This window comes from Indioceanicola profundi (assembly GCF_003568845.1).
Lineage (GTDB): Bacteria > Pseudomonadota > Alphaproteobacteria > Azospirillales > Azospirillaceae > Indioceanicola > Indioceanicola profundi.
The window spans coordinates 1,153,108-1,171,175 of sequence record NZ_CP030127.1; the positions used below are offsets into that span (position 1 = coordinate 1,153,108).

Annotated in this window: 14 protein-coding genes; 10 read left to right on the forward strand and 4 right to left on the reverse strand. The window is 67.5% G+C overall.

Annotated elements, in window-relative coordinates; translation table 11 throughout:
* Positions 1–60: 60 nt before the first annotated feature.
* Together DOL89_RS21125 and DOL89_RS21130 are read right to left on the reverse strand one after the other, a co-directional pair.
* Complete coding sequence (locus DOL89_RS21125) at positions 61–222, reverse strand: multicopper oxidase domain-containing protein (protein ID WP_119681296.1); 162 nt, start codon at positions 220–222, stop codon at positions 61–63.
* Positions 223–443: 221 nt separating this feature from the next.
* Entirely contained in the window at positions 444–2,630 is a 2,187-nt protein-coding gene (locus DOL89_RS21130; RefSeq protein WP_119681297.1) for a heavy metal translocating P-type ATPase, read from the reverse strand.
* A 98-nt stretch (positions 2,631–2,728) separates the two neighbouring features.
* Here DOL89_RS21130 and DOL89_RS21135 point away from each other — a divergent pair, with 98 nt between their 5' ends.
* The 4 genes from DOL89_RS21135 (at position 2,729) to DOL89_RS21150 (ending at position 5,989) form a co-directional block, all read left to right on the forward strand.
* On the forward strand, positions 2,729–3,145 hold the full coding sequence (locus DOL89_RS21135; protein ID WP_119681298.1) for a MerR family transcriptional regulator: 417 nt from the start codon (positions 2,729–2,731) through the stop codon (positions 3,143–3,145).
* 169 nt (positions 3,146–3,314) lie between these two features.
* Positions 3,315–4,508 (forward strand): YbfB/YjiJ family MFS transporter, encoded by a 1,194-nt coding sequence (locus DOL89_RS21140; protein WP_162937754.1) that lies wholly within the window; start codon positions 3,315–3,317, stop codon positions 4,506–4,508.
* Between the two features lie 134 nt (positions 4,509–4,642).
* The gene (locus DOL89_RS21145) at positions 4,643–5,335 is read left to right on the forward strand and encodes a pyridoxamine 5'-phosphate oxidase family protein (protein WP_119681300.1); all 693 of its coding nucleotides are present in this window, start codon (positions 4,643–4,645) and stop codon (positions 5,333–5,335) included.
* A gap of 153 nt (positions 5,336–5,488) precedes the next feature.
* Positions 5,489–5,989: an HPP family protein gene (locus DOL89_RS21150; RefSeq protein WP_119681397.1), complete on the forward strand. Its 501-nt coding sequence runs from the start codon at positions 5,489–5,491 to the stop codon at positions 5,987–5,989.
* Between the two features lie 77 nt (positions 5,990–6,066).
* On the opposite strand, the gene DOL89_RS21155 is transcribed toward DOL89_RS21150, so the two are convergent.
* A complete protein-coding gene (locus DOL89_RS21155; protein WP_119681301.1) occupies positions 6,067–7,245 on the reverse strand; it encodes an acetyl-CoA C-acyltransferase in 1,179 nt (392 codons plus the stop codon).
* Positions 7,246–7,351: 106 nt separating this feature from the next.
* Positions 7,352–9,430: a 3-hydroxyacyl-CoA dehydrogenase NAD-binding domain-containing protein gene (locus DOL89_RS21160; protein ID WP_119681302.1), complete on the reverse strand. Its 2,079-nt coding sequence runs from the start codon at positions 9,428–9,430 to the stop codon at positions 7,352–7,354.
* Between the two features lie 124 nt (positions 9,431–9,554).
* Here DOL89_RS21160 and DOL89_RS21165 point away from each other — a divergent pair, with 124 nt between their 5' ends.
* The 6 genes from DOL89_RS21165 (at position 9,555) to DOL89_RS21190 (ending at position 18,059) form a co-directional block, all read left to right on the forward strand.
* Positions 9,555–10,412 carry an IclR family transcriptional regulator gene (locus DOL89_RS21165; protein ID WP_119681398.1) on the forward strand — a complete coding sequence of 286 codons (858 nt, stop codon included), beginning with the start codon at positions 9,555–9,557 and terminating at the stop codon, positions 10,410–10,412.
* Positions 10,413–10,510: 98 nt separating this feature from the next.
* Positions 10,511–11,707: an acyl-CoA dehydrogenase family protein gene (locus DOL89_RS21170; protein ID WP_119681303.1), complete on the forward strand. Its 1,197-nt coding sequence runs from the start codon at positions 10,511–10,513 to the stop codon at positions 11,705–11,707.
* Between the two features lie 63 nt (positions 11,708–11,770).
* Entirely contained in the window at positions 11,771–12,913 is a 1,143-nt protein-coding gene (locus DOL89_RS21175) for an acyl-CoA dehydrogenase family protein (protein WP_119681304.1), read from the forward strand.
* Positions 12,914–12,930: 17 nt separating this feature from the next.
* Positions 12,931–14,067: an iron-containing alcohol dehydrogenase gene (locus DOL89_RS21180; RefSeq protein WP_119681305.1), complete on the forward strand. Its 1,137-nt coding sequence runs from the start codon at positions 12,931–12,933 to the stop codon at positions 14,065–14,067.
* Positions 14,067–14,501, forward strand: coding sequence for an acyl-CoA thioesterase (locus DOL89_RS21185; protein ID WP_119681306.1), 435 nt, complete (start codon positions 14,067–14,069; stop codon positions 14,499–14,501). The genes DOL89_RS21180 and DOL89_RS21185 overlap by 1 nt, the downstream gene beginning before the upstream one ends.
* A 312-nt stretch (positions 14,502–14,813) precedes the next feature.
* Positions 14,814–18,059, forward strand: a complete 3,246-nt coding sequence (locus DOL89_RS21190) for an autotransporter domain-containing protein (protein ID WP_119681307.1) — start codon at positions 14,814–14,816, stop codon at positions 18,057–18,059.
* The last annotated feature ends 9 nt before the right edge of the window (positions 18,060–18,068 follow it).

An 18,068-nucleotide genomic window follows, 5' to 3' on the forward strand; every position in this document is an offset into this window, starting at 1 on the left:
CCGGCTTCAGGCGGACCCTCCCGCCCGGAAGGGTCACCTGTCGGGCGAACGTCCAGGGTCTTACTTGGCCGCCGACCGCTTAATCAGGGAGTTCTGCATCATGCCGGTGTCCTCGTGCGGCAGGATGTGGCAGTGTAGGACACTCTTGCCCACCCACCGCTTGAACTTGGCGCGGATCACGACGGTCGTGTCCACCGGGACCCAGATGGTGTTCTGCATCATGCCCGGTGGCTTTTCGCAAGCGGGTCGGTAATTCCGCCACTATTCCATAGCTTCTGGCATATCCGGATGAACAGGCTGGACCGTACTTGTCCGGACCTGTCGGACAGGGGCGGCCTGTTGGGAACAGCCTTGCCGGGCTGCTTCCAAATGAGAGAGTTGCTCAACCGGACCAGGCGGAGTTCAGCGACGGACTTTCCCATCCGGTCCCTCTCAGACCAGCGTCATCGGCCCGGCTGGTGCGAACCGGCGCGGAGCAGACGCAAGGCATTGAGCGTGACAATGACTGTAGCGCCGGTGTCGGCCAGGATGGCGAGCCAGAGATCGGTGATGCCGAAGAGCGTGGTGACCAGAAACACGGCCTTGAGGCCCAGCGCCATCGCCACGTTCTGGCGGATGTTCGCCAATGTCGCCCGGGAAAGAGCCACCAGATCCGCCACGCCTCCGACCCGGTTGCCCAGCAGGGCTGCGTCGGCGGTCTCCAGCGCCACATCCGTACCGCCGCCCATGGCAATGCCGACATCGGCAGCCGCCAGCGCCGGACCGTCATTGATTCCGTCCCCGACCATGGCGACGGGCGCAGCGGCCTTCAGAACGGCAACCTCCCGCAACTTGTCTTCGGGAAGGAGCCCGGCCTTCACCTCTATTCCCAAGGCGCGGCCGACGGCCCGGCCCGTGCGGGCGTTGTCGCCGGTCAGCATCACGCTGCGGATGCCGAGATTGCCCAAGGATGAGACCGCCTGCGCAGCGTCGGCCCGCGGCTCGTCGCGGATGCCGATCAACCCGATCGGCTTCCCATCGGTCATCACTACGGCAACTGACTTGCCAGCATCCTCCAGCGCGGCGACACGGTCGTCGGGGAGTATGTCGGGTCCGCACCTCTCGACCGCATGCCGGGGTGAGCCCACCTCCACCAATCGGCCGGTGACGACGGCCTGCGCAGCCCTGCCTGGAACAGTCCTCTGGTCACGGGCAGGGCGCAGCGGCACGCCGTCGGTCTCGGCCCGCGCCAGGATGGCCCGGGCGAGCGGATGGCTGGAGCCGTTCTCCACCGCTGCCGCCAGTGCGAGCAGGGTCCGCTCGGTCCCGGTTATCGGAACGAGGTCCGTGACCTGCGGCCGCCCCTCCGTCAGGGTTCCGGTCTTGTCGAAAGCCACGGCCCGGACCCTCCCGATCGCCTCCAGGGCGGCTCCGCCCTTGATGAGGAGCCCGCGCCGGGCGCCCGCCGCGATGCCGGAGGTGATGGCGGCCGGGGTGGACAGGACCAGCGCGCAGGGGCAGCCGATCAGCAGCAGGGCCAGGCCACGATAGATCCAGGTCTGCCAGTCCGCCCCAAAGGCGAGCGGCGGCAGCAGTATCGTGAGCAACGCTACGATGATGACGAAGGGCGTGTAGCGGGCGCTGAAGCGCTCGATGAAACGGGCCGTGGGCGCCTTGCTGGCCTGGGCCTCCTCGACCATGTGGATGATCCGGGCGATGGTGTTGTCCGCTGCGGACCGCGTCACCCGGACGCGAAGCACGCCGGTGGCGTTGATGCCGCCCGCGAAGACAGGCGAGCCGGGCTGCTTCGGCACCGGCACAGACTCGCCTGTCACCGGAGACTCGTCGATATCGGACATGCCGTCGACGACCTCGCCATCGGCAGGCACCCGGTCGCCGGGGCGAACCAGGACAACCTGCCCCACCTCCAACCGCGAAGCGGGAACCTCGCGCGCCACTGCGCCATCGACAAGCAGGGCGGTGCGAGGGACCAGGGCCGCCAGGGCCTTGATGCCGGACCTTGCTCTACCGGCCGCAACTCCTTCCAGGAGCTCGCCCACGGCGAACAGCAGGATGACGACTGATGCCTCTGCCGTCTCTCCAATCACGAGCGCCCCGGCAGCGGCAACGGACATCAGCATCTCGATGCTGAATGGCGTGCCCAGGCGGGCGAGCAGGAAGGCGCGGCGGCCAAAGACGGCGAGGCCGACCAGGGCGGCAGGCATGAGGGCAAGGTCCTCAATGGCCGGGACGAGCCAGGACATCAGGAAGCCGATCCCGACCAACAGCCCGATGAAACCGGTCAGTCTGGCCTTCGGGGTGGCCAACCACGCTTGCTCCGCCGCGGCAGCGGAGTCCAGCCCGGCATCCGCCTGCCCTTCCTGGACGATCCGCAGGTCCATGTCCTCGAAGCCGAAGCCGAGGCTCCGGATGGCGCCGTCGACCCTGTCCCTGGATGTCGCGGCTTCGTCCAGCCGGAACCGGAGCATCTGCGAGTGGTAGTTCAGGCTGATATCCTCGACGCCGCTGAGCCGCCCCAGAGCCGTCTCGACCTTAGCGACGCAACTGGGACAATCCATACCGGTCACGTGGTAGCGGAGGGTCCGGGAATCCCCGTCCGCTGCCCGTCCGATCCGTGTCTCATCCTGCATGGTGCGACTCCTGCCCTGGCGACGCGGCGCATGCGGCCGCCGCCCTCAATGTGCTAAACCTAGGACCTCCAGTCGCTGTAGGTTCAAGGGTAAAATCAATGCGGGGCGGTACATACGGCATTGGCGATCTGGCCATGCGCAGCGGCACCAAGGTGCAGACGGTGCGCTGGTATGAGCAGGTCGGCATACTGCCCGAACCGGCTCGCACCGCCGGGAACCAGCGCGTCTACACGCAGCGCGACCTGGACCGCCTGATCTTCATCCGGCGGGGCCGGGAGCTTGGCTTTTCGCTGGACGAAGTCCGGCGTCTCCTGAGCCTGGCCGACCGATCCGACATGTCGTGCGAGGAGGCTGACGTCATCGCCTCGGCCCACCTTGATGAAATCCGGGGGAAGATCGCCCGGCTGCGCTCCCTTCAAGCCGAACTGGAGCGCATGCTCAGCCAGTGCCGCCATGGCACGGTATCGGACTGCCGGGTCATCGAAGCCCTGTCCCACGGCAGGGAAAGCCAATGAGTGTCGGGGATTGCCGACAGAACGGGTGATGAGGCCCGCCGACGCAAACCGATCCCTGATGTGACGAGGTTTCGTTTTCCATGATGTCCATCGCGTGCCAACCTGACACGGGCGACGAAAAGGCGGGGGCTGTGGAGGAATGTGCGCGGATACGACCCGTCCCAGGACGATGGCCGGCACGTCCGACGGGAATTTCGCCCCAACGGCGCACTGGCTCACGCCGGCCCTTGCCGGACTGACCGCCACGCTGCTGGGGCTGGGCATCGCCCGCTTCGCCTATACCCCCATGCTTCCCGCCCTGGTGGGCCAAGGCTGGTTGAGCGGTGATGGGGCGGCCTATATCGGCGCCGTGAACCTGCTGGGCTATCTTGCCGGCGCCCTCTGCGCCGCGCCCTTGTCCCGGTTATGGCCGGCAGCCCGTGTCCTCCGCGCCGCCATGCTGCTGACCGTCGTGTCGCTTGCAGCCTGCGCCTGGAACGGCGGGTTCGCCTGGCTGGCTGGCTGGCGACTGCTGGCCGGGGCCACCGGCGCGGTCATAATCGTACTGGCGGGGCCGACGGTGCTGGCCGCGGTGCCCATGGCGGCAAAACCCAGGGCCATCGGAGTGGTCTTTTCGGGCATCGGTCTCGGCGTGGTGTTCGCCGGTTTCGGAGTGCCGGCTCTGGCCCCATTCGGGTTGGAGGTCGCGTGGCTGGCCCTGGCCGCGCTGGCCCTGGCGCTGACGGTGTTCTCCTGGTCGCGCTGGCCACGCGGGGCTGCCGCACCGCCCCGGCAGGCGGCGGATGCTGTCCGCGCCATGCCTTTGCCGCTGGTTCTCTTCACCCTTGCCTATGCCGGCGACGGGTTCGGCTATGTGCCGCACACGCTGTTCCTGTCCGACTTCATTGCCCGCGGCCTGGATCTTGGCGTAGCCGTCGGCGGGATCGTCTGGGCCGCTTTCGGCGCGGGAGCGGCGCTTGGCGCCGTCGTTGGAGGATGGCTGGCGGCCCGGATGGGCTTCGGCCCGGCCTTCGCCCTGGCGCTGGCGCTGAAGACCCTGGCGGTCGGTCTTCCCCTGCTGGCGACGGACCTGCCGGTCCTCATCCTGTCGGCCTTCGTCGTGGGGCTGCTGACGCCCGGCAGCGTTACCCTGGCTTCGGGCGTCGCCGCCAGCATGGCTGGTTCGGCCGGACATGTCCGCGCCTGGGGATGGATGACTGCGGCCTTCGCCCTGGCCCAGGCTATCGGCGGCTATGCCTTGTCCGCCTTGTTCGCCGTGACAGGCGCCTACTGGCCGCTGTTCGCCGCCGGCACGGCGGTGCTGTTCCTCGGAACCGTCTGCGGCCTGCTGGGCGTCCGCCTTTCCCGCAGGAGCGTACAGTGAACGCCCGGCCATCCAGTACGGGCAGGGTCAGATGCAGCCCAACCCTTCGGGCTACTGACCCCGCAGCCTTGTGACGGCATTCATTTCACGCAACCATGGACCCGGTCGGCACGTCACCTACGGGAAGAGTGGTCATGAGCAACCTCTATGGTCCGAGCCACCGCATGCTCCAGGACGCGCACGGAACGCGCCGGCTGGCCGACCGTCTCGAGGAGTTGGCGCACGCGGAGTTCACGCCGGACGACCGCGCCTTCATCGAGAGCCGCCCGCTGCTGTTCCTCAGCACGGTGGATGAGCATGGCCGACCGACCGTGTCCTACAAGGGGGGTGCACCGGGCTTCGTCCAGATCACCGAGGATGGGGAGATCGCGTTTCCCAGCTATGACGGCAACGGCATGTTCCTGTCGTTGGGAAACATCCAGGCCAGCCCGCAGGTCGGATTGCTGTTCATCGATTTCGAACGCCCCCGCCGCTTGCGTGTGCAGGGCACGGCCCGGATCGTGGAGGGAGACCCGCTTCTGGCCTCCTATCCCGGCGCGCATCTTCTGGTACGTATCCGTCCCAGTCAGATCTTTGTGAATTGCGGACGCTATATCCATCGTTTCGCCGCAGCCGGCCTGGAACTGTCGCCCCATGTTCCCGATGCGGCCGGATCGCAGCCTTTCCCGGCCTGGAAACGCATTGATCTGTTCCAGGATGCCCTTCCCCCAGGCGAAAAGCATGCGGTGGCACAAAACGGCGGACCTATTCCGATTGCCGACTATCCGGGTGAGGAACTGCCGGCCTCGCATCCCGTCGAGGCTGCCGGCAGACCTCCCCGCCGCTAAGCGCAGCGGGGAGGTCCGGCCTGCCCGTATGCATTCACCGCAGGCCCAATATTCCACATGCAGTTAACGTGAGATGTGAATTTCTATAGCGGCATCGCTGTGGAACCGCTATTCCCGAGCACCTGTCTTCTTCCGCAGCCCGCTGCCCTGCCGATGCCTCGCCGCTTCCGCTACCTGCTTGTACGCCATGAGGAACGCCCCTCTTCCTTCCTGGTCGGGGCGAAGCAGGCCGTCGGCGGTGGATTGGCGATCGCCACCATCGGCGGGCTCGCCGGCGCCACGGAACTGCCTCTCCTCCTTGCGCCGTTCGGGGCAACCAGCGTCATCCTCTTCAGCGCGCCCGCAAGCCCCTTCGCCCAGCCGATCAATGTTCTGGTCGCCTATGTTCTGGCCACGCTGACTTGCCTGCTGTTCGGCGCTTTTCTCCCGCCGCATTGGCTGGTCGCCGCGTCAGGCGTCGCGGTCGTAATGCTGCTCATGGCCTTGTTCCGCACGACGCATCCGCCCGCTGGAGCCATACCGATCCTGCTGCTCGGCGGAACGCCGCCGGAGATGCTGCTCAAGACCGTGCCGCCTGGCGCCCTCTGTCTTGTGCTGGTCGCGATCCTCTACCACGCCCTGCCGCCCTCACCCGTGCAGTATCCGCGACGTTGATCCAATGCGGGCGGACATGTCGGAAAGAAAAGGGGCATGCCGCCTCACGGCCGAACGCCCCTCGCCCGCAGTGAGGATCACACCACCTCGAACAGGCCGGCAGCCCCCATGCCGCCGCCGACGCACATGGTGACGACCACGTACTTGGCCCCGCGGCGCCTGCCCTCGATCAGGGCATGGCCGGTGAGGCGGGCGCCGGACATGCCGTAGGGGTGGCCGACAGAGATGGCGCCGCCGTTGACGTTCAGCCGGTCGTCGGGAATGCCCAGCTTGTCGCGGCAGTAGATCACCTGCACGGCGAAGGCCTCGTTCAGCTCCCAGAGCCCGATATCCTCGACCTTCAGCCCATGGGTCTTCAGCAGCTTGGGGATGGCGTAGACCGGGCCGATGCCCATCTCGTCCGGCTCCAGCCCGGCCACGGCCATGCCGCGATAGACGCCCAGCGGCTGCAAGCCGCGGCGGGCTGCCTCCCCCGCCTCCATCAGCACGGAGGCCGAGGCGCCGTCGGAGAGCTGGCTGGCATTGCCGGCCGTGATGAAGGCGTCGTCGCCCCGCACCGGCTTGAGGCTGGAGAGGCCTTCCAGCGTGGTATCGGGCCGGTTGCCCTCATCCTTGGAGATGGTCACCTCCTTGAAGGCGACTTCCTTGGTCTGTTTGTCCATCACCCCCATGGTGGTGCTCATCGGAACGATTTCGGCATCGAAACGGCCGGCGGCCTGCGCGGCGGCCGTACGCTGCTGGCTTTGCAGGGCATATTCGTCCTGGCGCTCCCGGCTGATGCCGTAGCGCTTGGCCACCATTTCCGCCGTGTCGATCATCGGCATGTAGATGGCCGGATGCATTTCCACCAGCGACGGGTCGCGGTCCACCCGGAACTTCTCGTTCTGGACCAGGCTGATGCTGTCCACGCCGCCGCCGACGGCAATGCCCATGCCGTCCACGATGATCTGCTTGGCGGCCGTGGCGATGGCCATCAGGCCGCTGGCGCACTGGCGGTCGATGGACATGCCGGCCACGGTGACCGGCAGGCCGGCGCGGAGTGCCGCCAGCCGGGCGATGTTCGGGGACTGCACGCCCTGCTGCAAGGCGGCGCCGAAGACAACATCATCCACCTCCGCCCCTTCGATGCCGGCGCGTTCCACCGCATGGCGGATGGCGTGCGCGGCCAGGGTCGGGGACGGGGTGGCGTTGAAGACGCCGCGATACGCCTTGCCGATCGGCGTGCGGGCGGTAGAGACGATGACGGCTTCACGCATGGGGTGGTTCCTCCCTGAAAGCGGCGGGCGCGGCTTCGGCGCCCGGTTCGTTGGCTTTCCCGCCCTTCCTCCGCCGAATGCGGAGGAAGGGCGGGCGCTGGCCGGCTCAGACGGCGTCCTTCAGGCTCCTGCCCTCGGCGACCAGCTTTTCCAGCAGCGGCGACGGCTTCCACCAGCGGTCGCCATAGGCGGCGGCGTAGCCGCGGATCTTGTCCAGCGCGTTGGCGAGGCCGATGCTGTTCTCCGCCCAGAACATCGGGCCGCCGCGATAGGCCGGGAAGCCGTAGCCGTAGAGATAGACGATGTCGATGTCGCCGGCGCGGTAGGCCATGCCCTCGCGCAGCACCTCGCAGCCGATGTTGAACAGGGCCAGGAAGCAGCGCTCGATGATCTCCTCATCGGTGAAGCTCCGCTGCGGCAGCCCGACCTCCTCAACCACCTCCCGGATGAATTTGGCGGTGATGTCGGAGGGCTTCGGCGTGCGGTCGCCAGGGGCGTAGTCGTAGACGCCGGCCTGGGTCTTCTGGCCCATCCGGCCGGCTTCTACCAGCATGTCCGACATGCGGTAGGCATAGGGGTGCAGGCTGGCGGGATCGCGGTCCTTGCGGGATTTGTAGCCGATGTCCAGACCGGCGAGATCCATCATCTGGAACAGGCCCATCGGCATGCCGAACTTCACCAGGGCGGTGTCGACCTGTTGCGGCGTTGCTCCCTCCAGCACCAGGACATTCGCCTCGCGGGCATAGCCCTCCAGCATGCGGTTGCCGATGAAGCCGTGGCAGTTGCCGGCGACCACGCCGACCTTCCGGATCTTCTTGGCGACGTCCAGCGCCGTGGCCAGCACGTCCGGCGCGGTCTGCGCCCCGCGCACGATCTCCAGCAGCTTCATCACATTGGCCGGGCTGAAGAAATGCATGCCCAGCACATCCGCGGGGCGCTTCGTATAGCCGGCAATGGTGTCGATGGAGAGGTAGGAGGTGTTGGAGGCCAGCACCGCGCCCGGCTTCGCCACGCGGTCGAGCTGCTCGAACACCTTGTGCTTGACCTCCAGCGTCTCGAACACAGCCTCGATGATCAGGTCGGCATCGCCGAGATCGTCATAGGACAGGGTGGGGGTGAGCAGGCCCATGCGCTGCTCCACCTGCTCCGCCGTCATGCGGCCCTTGGCGGCGGTGGCGTCGTAGTTCTTCCGGATCACGCCCAGGCCGCGGTCGACGGCCTCCTGGCTCATCTCCAGGATCGTGACCGGGATGCCGGCATTGGCGAAGTTCATGGCAATGCCGCCGCCCATGGTGCCGGCCCCGATCACCGCCACCTTCCGGACCTCCCGCGGCTTCACGTCCGCAGCCAGATTCGGAATCTTGGCGATCTGGCGCTCGGCGAAGAAGACATGCTGAAGGGCGCGGGCCTGGGGGTTGCGCAGGCAATCCATGAACAGCTCGCGCTCCCGCGCCATGCCCTCGTCGAAGGGCAGCGTGGCCGCCGCCTCCACCGCATCCACGATCCGCTGCGGGGAGTAGAGGTTGCGCTTCTGCTTGGCCGTGGCCTTGCGCGCCTCCTCGAAGAAGCCGGCGGGCACCGCCGGCATGGGCATGTCGCGCACCCGCCGGAGTTCCTGACCCACCAACTCACGGGCATAGGCGATGGCGGCGTCCAGCAGGTTGTCCTGCACCACCTTGTCCACCGCTCCCATCCCGGCCGCCTGCTCCGCCGAGATCGGATCGCCGGAGATCATCACCGGCAGGGCCGCTTCCGCCCCCGCCAGCCGCGGCAGGCGCTGCGTGCCGCCGGCCCCTGGCAGGATGCCCAGCTTCACCTCCGGCAGGCCGACCTTGGCGGTGGCCAGGGCGACGCGGGCGTGACAGCCCAGCGCCACCTCGAACCCGCCGCCAAGCGCGGTGCCGTGGATGGCGGCCACCAGCGGCTTGCCGAACCGGTCCATCTCCGCGATCACCTCCGGCAGGCCGGGCTCCTTCATGCCGCCGGCGAACTCGGTGATGTCGGCGCCGGCCATGGAGGTGCGGCCCTCGCAGGCGATCACCGCGGCCTTGACCGCATCGTTCCCCGCCGCCTGCTTCAGCCCGTCCACCAGCACCAGACGCACCGCGTGGCTGATGGCGTTGACGGGTGGGTTGTCGATCCAGATGATCCCGACATCGCCGCGCACCTCGAAACGACCGGCCATACGCTTCCTCCCCTATATGCTGAATTGACTTTGATTTCGCCATGCGAAACGATATTCCGCGTTTTGCAGGCACCTTAATCGGTGGCTATCGTCATTGCAAGCGGGCGACCGGCGGGGGATGGAGATGCGGAAACGGACGGGGACGGCAGGGCAGACCGGCGGCGGAGGCGCCGCGATCGCCGAGGACGAGTTGGACTTACACTTGGCCGGCGAGGGCGGCGGCGACCGGCAGTTCGTGGTGGCACTGGCCCGCGGCCTCGAGATTCTGCGGGCCTTCACCCCGGCAGAGCCGTTGCTGGGCAACCAGGAGATCGCAGCCTATACGGGCCTGCCGAAACCCACCGTTTCCCGCCTCACCTACACCCTGACCCAGTTGGGTTACCTCACCTACCTTGAGCGGCTGGGGAAATACCAGTTGGGCGCACCGGTGCTGTCGCTGGGCTATCACGTGCTGCACGGAATGAATGTCCGGCAGATCGCCCGCCCCTATATGCAGGAGCTGGCGGAATACGCCGACGCCTCCGTCTCGCTGGGCAGCCGCGACCGGCTGGACATGGTGTATGTGGAGCATTGCCGGTCCAGCGCGCCGATCACGCTGCACCTGGATACCGGCTCCCGCATTCCGCTGGCCACCACCGCCATGGGCCGCGCCCTGCTGGCCGGCCTGCCGGAGGAGGAGCGCGCCCCACTGATGGACCAGATCGCCGCCAAGGAGCCCAAGGACTGGCCCCGCATCCGCGCCGGGATCGAGCAGGCGGTGGAGGATTACCGGACCCGCGGCTTCACCGTATCCCTGGGCGACTGGCAGCGGGACGTGCATGCGGTGGGCGTGCCCTTCATCCCGGCAGACGGCTCCGGCATCATGGCCTTCAACTGCGGCGGCCCCTCCTACCTGCTGAGTCCGGAGCGGCTGGTGGAGAACCTGGGGCCGCGGCTGGCAGCGCTGGCCAAGACCATCTCCCTGGCCACCGGGGGTAAGTGATTTCGCACAGCGAAAGACATTTTCGCAGATATTGACGCGCCGCCGAACCCTGGCTAGGGTCGAGGAAAATCAAAGAGCGGCGCTACGGGAGGCAACGCATGGACCTGAACTACACCGCCGACGAGCTGGCCTTCGCCGAGGAGGTCCGCCAGTGGGTGCGGGCCAACCTGCCGCCGGAGACCAGGCACCGGGTGCTGCACCATATCCGGCTGGAAAAGCAGGATTTCGTGAACTGGCAGGCCAAGCTGGCGGAGCGCGGCTGGGGTGCTCCAGCCTGGCCGGAGCAGTATGGCGGAACCAGGTGGACGTCGGTGCAGAAGCACCTGTTCGAGGAAATCCTTGCTGAGGAGGGCGCGCCCCCGGCGATCCCCTTCGGCCTCGGCATGATCGGTCCCGTGCTGATCGCCTTCGGCAGCGAAGCGCAGAAGCAGCGCTATCTGCCCCGCATCCTGACCATGGAGGATTGGTGGTGCCAGGGCTTCTCCGAGCCCGGCTCCGGCTCCGACCTCGCCTCGCTGCGCACTAGGGCGGTGCTGGACGGGGATGAGTGGGTGATCACCGGGCAGAAGACCTGGACCACCATGGCCCAGCACGCGAACATGATCTTCGTGCTGGCCCGCACCGATCCGGCGGCGAAGCCCCAGAAGGGCATTTCCATGTTCCTGATGGACATGGCGACCCCCGGCGTCACCGTGCGCCCTATCATCACCATCGACGGGGAGCATGAGGTCAACGAGGTGTTCTTCGACGATGTGCGCATCCCGAAGGACGCCATTGTCGGTGAGCCGGGCAAGGGCTGGACCTATGCTAAGTTCCTGCTGAGCCATGAGCGCACCGGCATCGCCCGCATCGGCCGCTCCAAGGCGGAGCTGAAGCGGCTGAAGCACATCGCCTCGGAAGAGACCGTGGAGGGCGTGCCCTTGATCAGGACCCCCGGCTTCGCGGCGAAGATTGCCGCCCTGGAGATCGAGCTGACGGCGCTGGAACTGACCAATCTGCGCATGATCGCGGCCGAAAAGGCCGGCCAGGCACCGGGGGTGGAAGCCAACATGCTGAAGATCAAGGGCTCCGAAATCCAGCAGACCCTGACCGAGCTGATGATGGAGGCGGTCGGTCCTTACGCCCTGCCCTTCAATCCGGAAGCCCGGGAGCCGGGCTGGAACGGAGAACCCATCGGCCCGGACTACGCCGCCCCGCTGGCGCCGGACTATTTCAACTACCGCAAGGTCACGATCTACGGCGGCTCCAACGAAATCCAGCGCAACATCCTGGCGAAGGCGAAGCTGGGGCTTTAGCCCCCATGGCAACGCACGAAGAAAAAGCCGCAGCAGGCAAGGGACGAGGGAGCGCACACCACCATGGACTTCAACCTGACCGAAACGCAGCAGATGCTGCGCGATACCGCCGACCGGCTGATCCGCGAACGCTACGGCTTCGAGCAGCGGGCGAAGATCCTGAAGTCGCCGGACGGCTTCTCCCGCGGGATGTGGGCGACCTTCGCCGAGCTGGGACTGCTGGCCATCGAGGTGCCGGAGGAGTTTGGCGGCATCGGCGGCACCTTCCAGGATGTCGCCATCGTGCTGGAAGCCTTCGGCCGCGGCATGGTGGTGGAGCCCTTCATCCCCACCGCCGTGCTGGGCGCCGGGCTGATCAATGCCGCGGGCACCCAGGAGCAGAAGGCGGAGCTGCTGCCGCGCATCGCGGAAGGCGGGCTGTTCGTGGCCTTCGGTCATGGCGAGCCGAAGAGCCGCTATGCCCTGGCCTACATCGCCACGCGGGCGGTGGCGGAGGGCGACGGCTTCACCCTGACCGGCGAGAAGGCGGTGGTGCTGGGCGGCGACTGCGCCGACCTGTTCATCGTCTCCGCCCGCACGGCCGGCGCCGCCGGTGAGCGGGACGGGCTGTCCCTGTTCCTGGTGCCGCGGGAGGCGGACGGGCTTTCGGTGCGGGGCTATCCCACGGTGGACGGCACCCGCGCGGCCGAGGTCTCACTACAAGGCGTCAAGGTTTCCCGCTCCGCCCTGCTGGGGGCGGAGGGCGGCGCCCTGCCCTTGATCGAGCAGGCCGTGGACCGCGGCATCGCGGCACTCTGCGCGGAGGCGGTCGGGGCCATGGAGGCACTGAACGAGCAGACGCTGGACTATCTGAAGACCCGCACCCAGTTCGGCGTGCCCATCGGCAGCTTCCAGGTTTTGCAGCACCATATGGTGGACATGTACATTGCCCATGAGCAGGCCCGGTCCATGGCGATCCTGGCGGCCGACCGCGCCGACAGCCCTGACGCGCTGGCGCGGGCCAAGGCCATCTCCGCCGCCAAGGTGCAGATCGGCAAGTCCGCCCGCCATATCGGGCAGCAGGCGGTGCAGATGCATGGCGGCATCGGCATCACCATGGAGTACAGCGCCGGCCATCTGTTCAAGCGATTGACCACCATCGACCGCACCTTCGGCGACGCCGACTTCCATCTGGCCCGCTATGCCGAGCTGAGCGCCGCCGCCTGACCCGGAGGACCCGACCCATGCCGCTGGACCTGAGCTTCGCCACCACCCGCGGCCTGACGGCACGGCCGGGCGCCGCCCGCGATCTGGCCGCCATCCTGCGCCCGCTGGACACGCGTCATTTGCTGGTGGTCACCGACCGCGGGGTGGTGAAGGCCGGCCTGCTGAAGGAGCCGCTGGCGGCGCTGGAGCGGGCCAGCATCCGGACCACCGTGTATGACGCCGTGGTCGCCGACCCGCCCTTTCATGTGGTCCAGGCCGCGGCGGATGCTGCCCTGGCCGCCGGGGTGGATGGCGTGCTGGGCTTCGGCGGCGGCAGCCCCATGGATGTGGCGAAGCTGGTGGCGGTGCTGGCGGGCTCACCCCAGACGCTGGACACCATGTACGGGATGGGACAGGTCACCGGTCCCCGTCTGCCGCTGGTTCTGGTGCCCACCACGGCCGGCACCGGGTCGGAGGTGACGCCCATCGCCATCGTCACAACCGGCGAGTCGGAGAAGAAGGGCGTCGTCTCCCCCGTTCTGCTGCCCGATGCCGCCGTGCTGGACCCGGAGCTGCTGCTGGGCCTGCCGAAGCCGGTCACGGCCGCCACCGGCATCGACGCCATGGTGCATGCCATCGAGGCCTATACCAGCCGGCACAAGAAGAACCCGATCTCCGACGCGCTGGCGCGCGAGGCGCTGATCCTGCTGGCCCGCGGCCTGCCCCGTGCCTGGGCCGATGGATCGGACCTGGAGGCGCGCAGCGATACCGCGCTCGGCTCCTGCCTTGCCGGCATCGCCTTCGCGAACGCGCCGGTGGCGGCGGTGCATGCCCTGGCCTATCCGGTCGGGGCCCGGTTCCATGTTCCCCACGGTGTTTCGAACAGCCTGGTGCTGCCGCATGTGCTGCGCTTCAACATGGAGGGGGCGGCCGGGCTCTATGCGGAGCTGGCTCCGCTGATCGACGTCAAGCAGAGCGGCCAGCCGCTGCCGGAACTGATGGCTTCCCTGGCCCGCGAGCTGGAGGTGCCGCTACGCCTGCGCGATGTCGGCATCGGGGAGGAAGACCTGCCCCATCTGGCCCGCGATTCCATGAACCAGACCCGTCTGCTGGTGAACAACCCGCGGGAGGTGGCGGAGGCGGATGCCCTGGCCATCTACCGGGAGGCGTTCTGATGTCCAAGGCCCCGCCGCCGGGGCGGGAGACGTTCAGTGCGTTCATGCCCATCCACACCCGCTGGATGGACAATGACGTCTACGGCCATGTGAACAACGTGGTCTATTACGCCTATTTCGACACGGCGGTGAACGGGTACCTGATCCGGGAAGGCATGCTGGACATCCATGACGGCGCCGTCATCGGGCTGGTGGTGGAGACCGGCTGCCGCTACTTCGCCTCCGTCGCCTTTCCCGACGAGCTGGAGGCCGGCATCGCCGTGGCCCATATCGGCACCAGCAGCGTGCGCTACGAGGTCGGCATCTTCCGCAAGGGCGAGGCCACGGCCGCCGCAGCCGGCCACTTCATCCACGTCTATGTGGGCCGCGACACCCGCCGGCCCATCGCCCTGCCCGACCCGTTCCGGGCGGCGCTGGAGCGGCTTCAGCGCTGAACCCGGTTCTGCACAACGGGATGCCCGACCCGTCCCCTGGCCCTACGGGTTGTGGGCACCCGCGGCTGCAGTAGAAATGCGCCGCTTATTACTTCAAAAATCGGTGCAACTTTTCAAGTAAAGGCACATTCCGGTGTGACCTAAACGGGGTGGGTATTTCGGAATTGCTTCTCCGGATACCGATCTCGATGTTGGTGATTTGCCGCCTCGCAAATACTTTTTTGATTGTTACTGCGGGGGCGGCACGACAACCAAGAATATGCAGCCGCCCCGCAAGCAGAGCGCTACAACGTTTTCTGAGGGGGAGGCTCAATGTCCAGATCGATTTCCGTGGCCCAGCGGATCGAATGGTTGTCCGGCGTTTCGGCAACCGCGCTGGGTGTAGCGCTTATGGCCGCGCCGATGGCCGCGGCGGCCGCTCCGGATGCGGCCGTGAATGCCGGCTTCATCATCCCGCGGGCGGACCTAGACCCGGAAACGTCACCGCCCAACGGCGTGCGGGATTTGGGGATCACGGGCGTCGGTCAGGTCATCACGGATACCGGCGGTGGCTTCGTAGGCACCTGCACCGGCACGCTGGTCAATCCGCGCATGGTGATTTTCGCGGCCCACTGCGTGAACGACGTTGCGGCATCCAGCTATGGCGAGGGGGGCACCGGGATTGGCGTCTTCTTCAAGGACGATGCCCTTCCCGGCATCCGGCAGTGGCTGGGCGGCGCCGGCGGACCGGGACTATATGTGAGCAATCCGGAGCAAGCCTACTATAACGTCAACCAGGTCTGGTACGACGAGCGCTCGCTGGAACTTGGCGAGGGGCTGAATTTCCTACAGGCCGATCTGGCCATCGCTACTCTGGACAGGCATGCAACCGGCATTCCGACCTGGGCCATGCTCTTCTCCCCCCTCACGGCCCAGACCCATGTGACGCTGTCTGGATACGGCGCGGTGGGCGACGCGGAGAATGAGGTCACCAGCGGCAATTTCCGCCGGCGAGCGGTGGAGAACATGCTGTCGGTCCTTGGCTCCCTGGATGACCGTGACCAGGCCATCTTCGGCCTGGAATCGGAGTTCAAGCAGTCGCTCTACATGACCGACTTCGATGATCCGCGCCGCGGCTCGGGCCAGGAAAGCATCTACGACTTCGACATCTTCAACGGCGATGCCCTGAGGCGGGAGGGCACCACGGGTCCCGGCGATTCCGGCGGCCCGCTGATCGTGGACAGGCTGTTTCACCGGAAGGTCGTGGCCGGCGTACTGTCCGGCGGCTCCCGTTTCTTCGCGGAGCAGCCCTTCTCCACCTACGGCACCCACAACTTCTACCAGCCCCTGTTCCTGTTCTGGGACGAGGTCGTCCGGAACAATCCCTATGTCTATGCCGCGGCGAAATCGGGCAGCGGGGACTGGTTCGATCCCAAGCACTGGGTTCAGGAGATGGACCCCAATTATACGGTGGTCCGCAATGGGAAGCTGGTCACCGGCCTGCCGGACACGCCGGCCCTGGGCGTCAGCGGCGACACAGTGAAATTCGGCGAGATCTGCTACTACGACGACTGCGCCAATCTGGCCGAGGACAGCCCGCGCCCACCCAAGGGGTCCGGCAAGAGCCTGGTCATCTCCGGCGGACCGGGCAGCACCGGCTTCGTCCCGAACAATGTGGAGCCGAACCGGGCCAAGGGCACCAAGGCCCGCTACTACGACGTCACGCTGGACGCGCGCGGCACCACGCGCCTGTCCCGGTCGGCCACAATCGACCGGCTGACGCTGGACGGCCCGGCCGGGCTGGACATCCGTTCCAGCGGCCGCCTGCGCGTGCTGTCCGATTTCAACCAGCTCAGCGGCTGGACCAATGTGGACGGCAAGCTGCACACGGGCGAGGCGCTGGTGGTCAGCGGCGTCCTGAGCGGCAAAGGCACCTTCCGAGCACCCTGGCTGACCCTGGGCGCCGTAGCTGTGGCCCCGGCCGGGGACGATGTCGGCCGGTTGACGGTCCAGGGCAATCTGGTCATGTCCAATGCCAGCTCCTTGATCCTGGACGTGAAGCGCGGGGCGGCCGATCAGCTCAGGGTCCTGGCTGACGCCTCCGCCGGGTCGGCGGGCACGGCGGAACTGGATGGAACGCTGGTCTTCAACAAAGCCAAAGGTGCGGCGCCGCGCCATGGCGAGAGCTACAGGATACTCACCGCGGAAGGCGGGGTGGACGGCCGCTTCGACAACGTCCTGGCCATCACCGGCGTGCTGCGCCCGAAGGTGAGCTACACGGACGATGCGGTGGTGGCGGAGCTTCGCGCCGGATCGCTGGCCCAGATGCTGAAGTCGGGTTCGCCCCTCCAGCTCGCCTTCGCCAATATCCTGGACCGGTTGCGCGATGGCTCCTACGCCAACCTGCACGGCCTGTATGGGGAGATGGACTGGCTGGACGGAAATGCGCTGGGTGCGATGTTCAACAATCTGGCCCCGAGCGGCCTAACCGGGGCGCTGTCCCTGTTCGAAGCGCAGAACCGTGGCTTCACCGACCTGTTCAGCGGGCGGCTCGCCCTACTGGGCAGCCCCGGCGGAGCGCATGGGCTGCAGGTCCTGGGCGATGTGGGCCAGGTGCTGGCGCTTGGCGGCGATGCCGGGCTGCACCCGGCACAGCGGGCGCGCGGCATCGGCGGCATGGGTTTCAGCGGCTCCTACGGCGCTCCGCAGATGGTTCCCCTGCCCGACGGGATGAGCGGGTTCGTCTCCGGCGGATATCAGGAGCAGGGGCGTTCCGCCACCGTGGGTCAGGCGGCCATGACGGACGACCAGGGCGAGCGGAGCTGGCATCTTGCCATGGGGCTGGAGCGGCGGGCCGGCGAGCGGCTGACCCTGGGCTTCGCCACCGCCTATGCCAGCGGCGAGAGCGCCTATGGCATCCAGGCCTACAACACCGCCGAAACCCGCAGCATGCAGTCCGCCTTCTACGGCGCCTACCGCTTCGACGGCGGGGCCTATGTGGCGGCACTGGCCAGCGCCGGGGTGAACGATGCCGACAGCCGGCGGCAGTTCGGCGTCGGCGAGTTGCCATATGACGTGGCAGGCCGGTTCCAGGGCAGCACCGTTTCTACCATGATGGAAACGGGCGTGAACCTGATCGTTCCCGGCGGCCTGACCCTGACGCCCAAGGCCGGGCTGCGGCACAGCTGGCTGCACACCGACGGCTTCGAGGAAGCGGGCGGCGATGCCGCGCTGCGCGTGGATGCCCGGACCCTGGCGCGGATGGAGGGGCGGCTCGGCTTCGGTCTCGGCGGGGTGGTCGAGACGGTCAGCGGCTGGACCTTGACCCCGCAGGTGGAGGCGGCCTTCGTCCGCAACCTGTCGGGCCAGGACCCGGCCTACCGTGTGCGCTTCGTGGCGGTGGAGATGGAGAGCTTCGCCCTTCCGGCCGCCTTGCGCGACACGGGCTGGGGCGAGGTCCGCGGCGGCCTGCGGATGGAGAGGGCGGGCTTGAGCTTCGGGCTCGACCTCTCCACCGACATCGGCCGGCAGGAGCTGCATGAGGACCGCGCCCGCGCCAGCGTGGGCTTCCGGTTCTGAACCGCGACC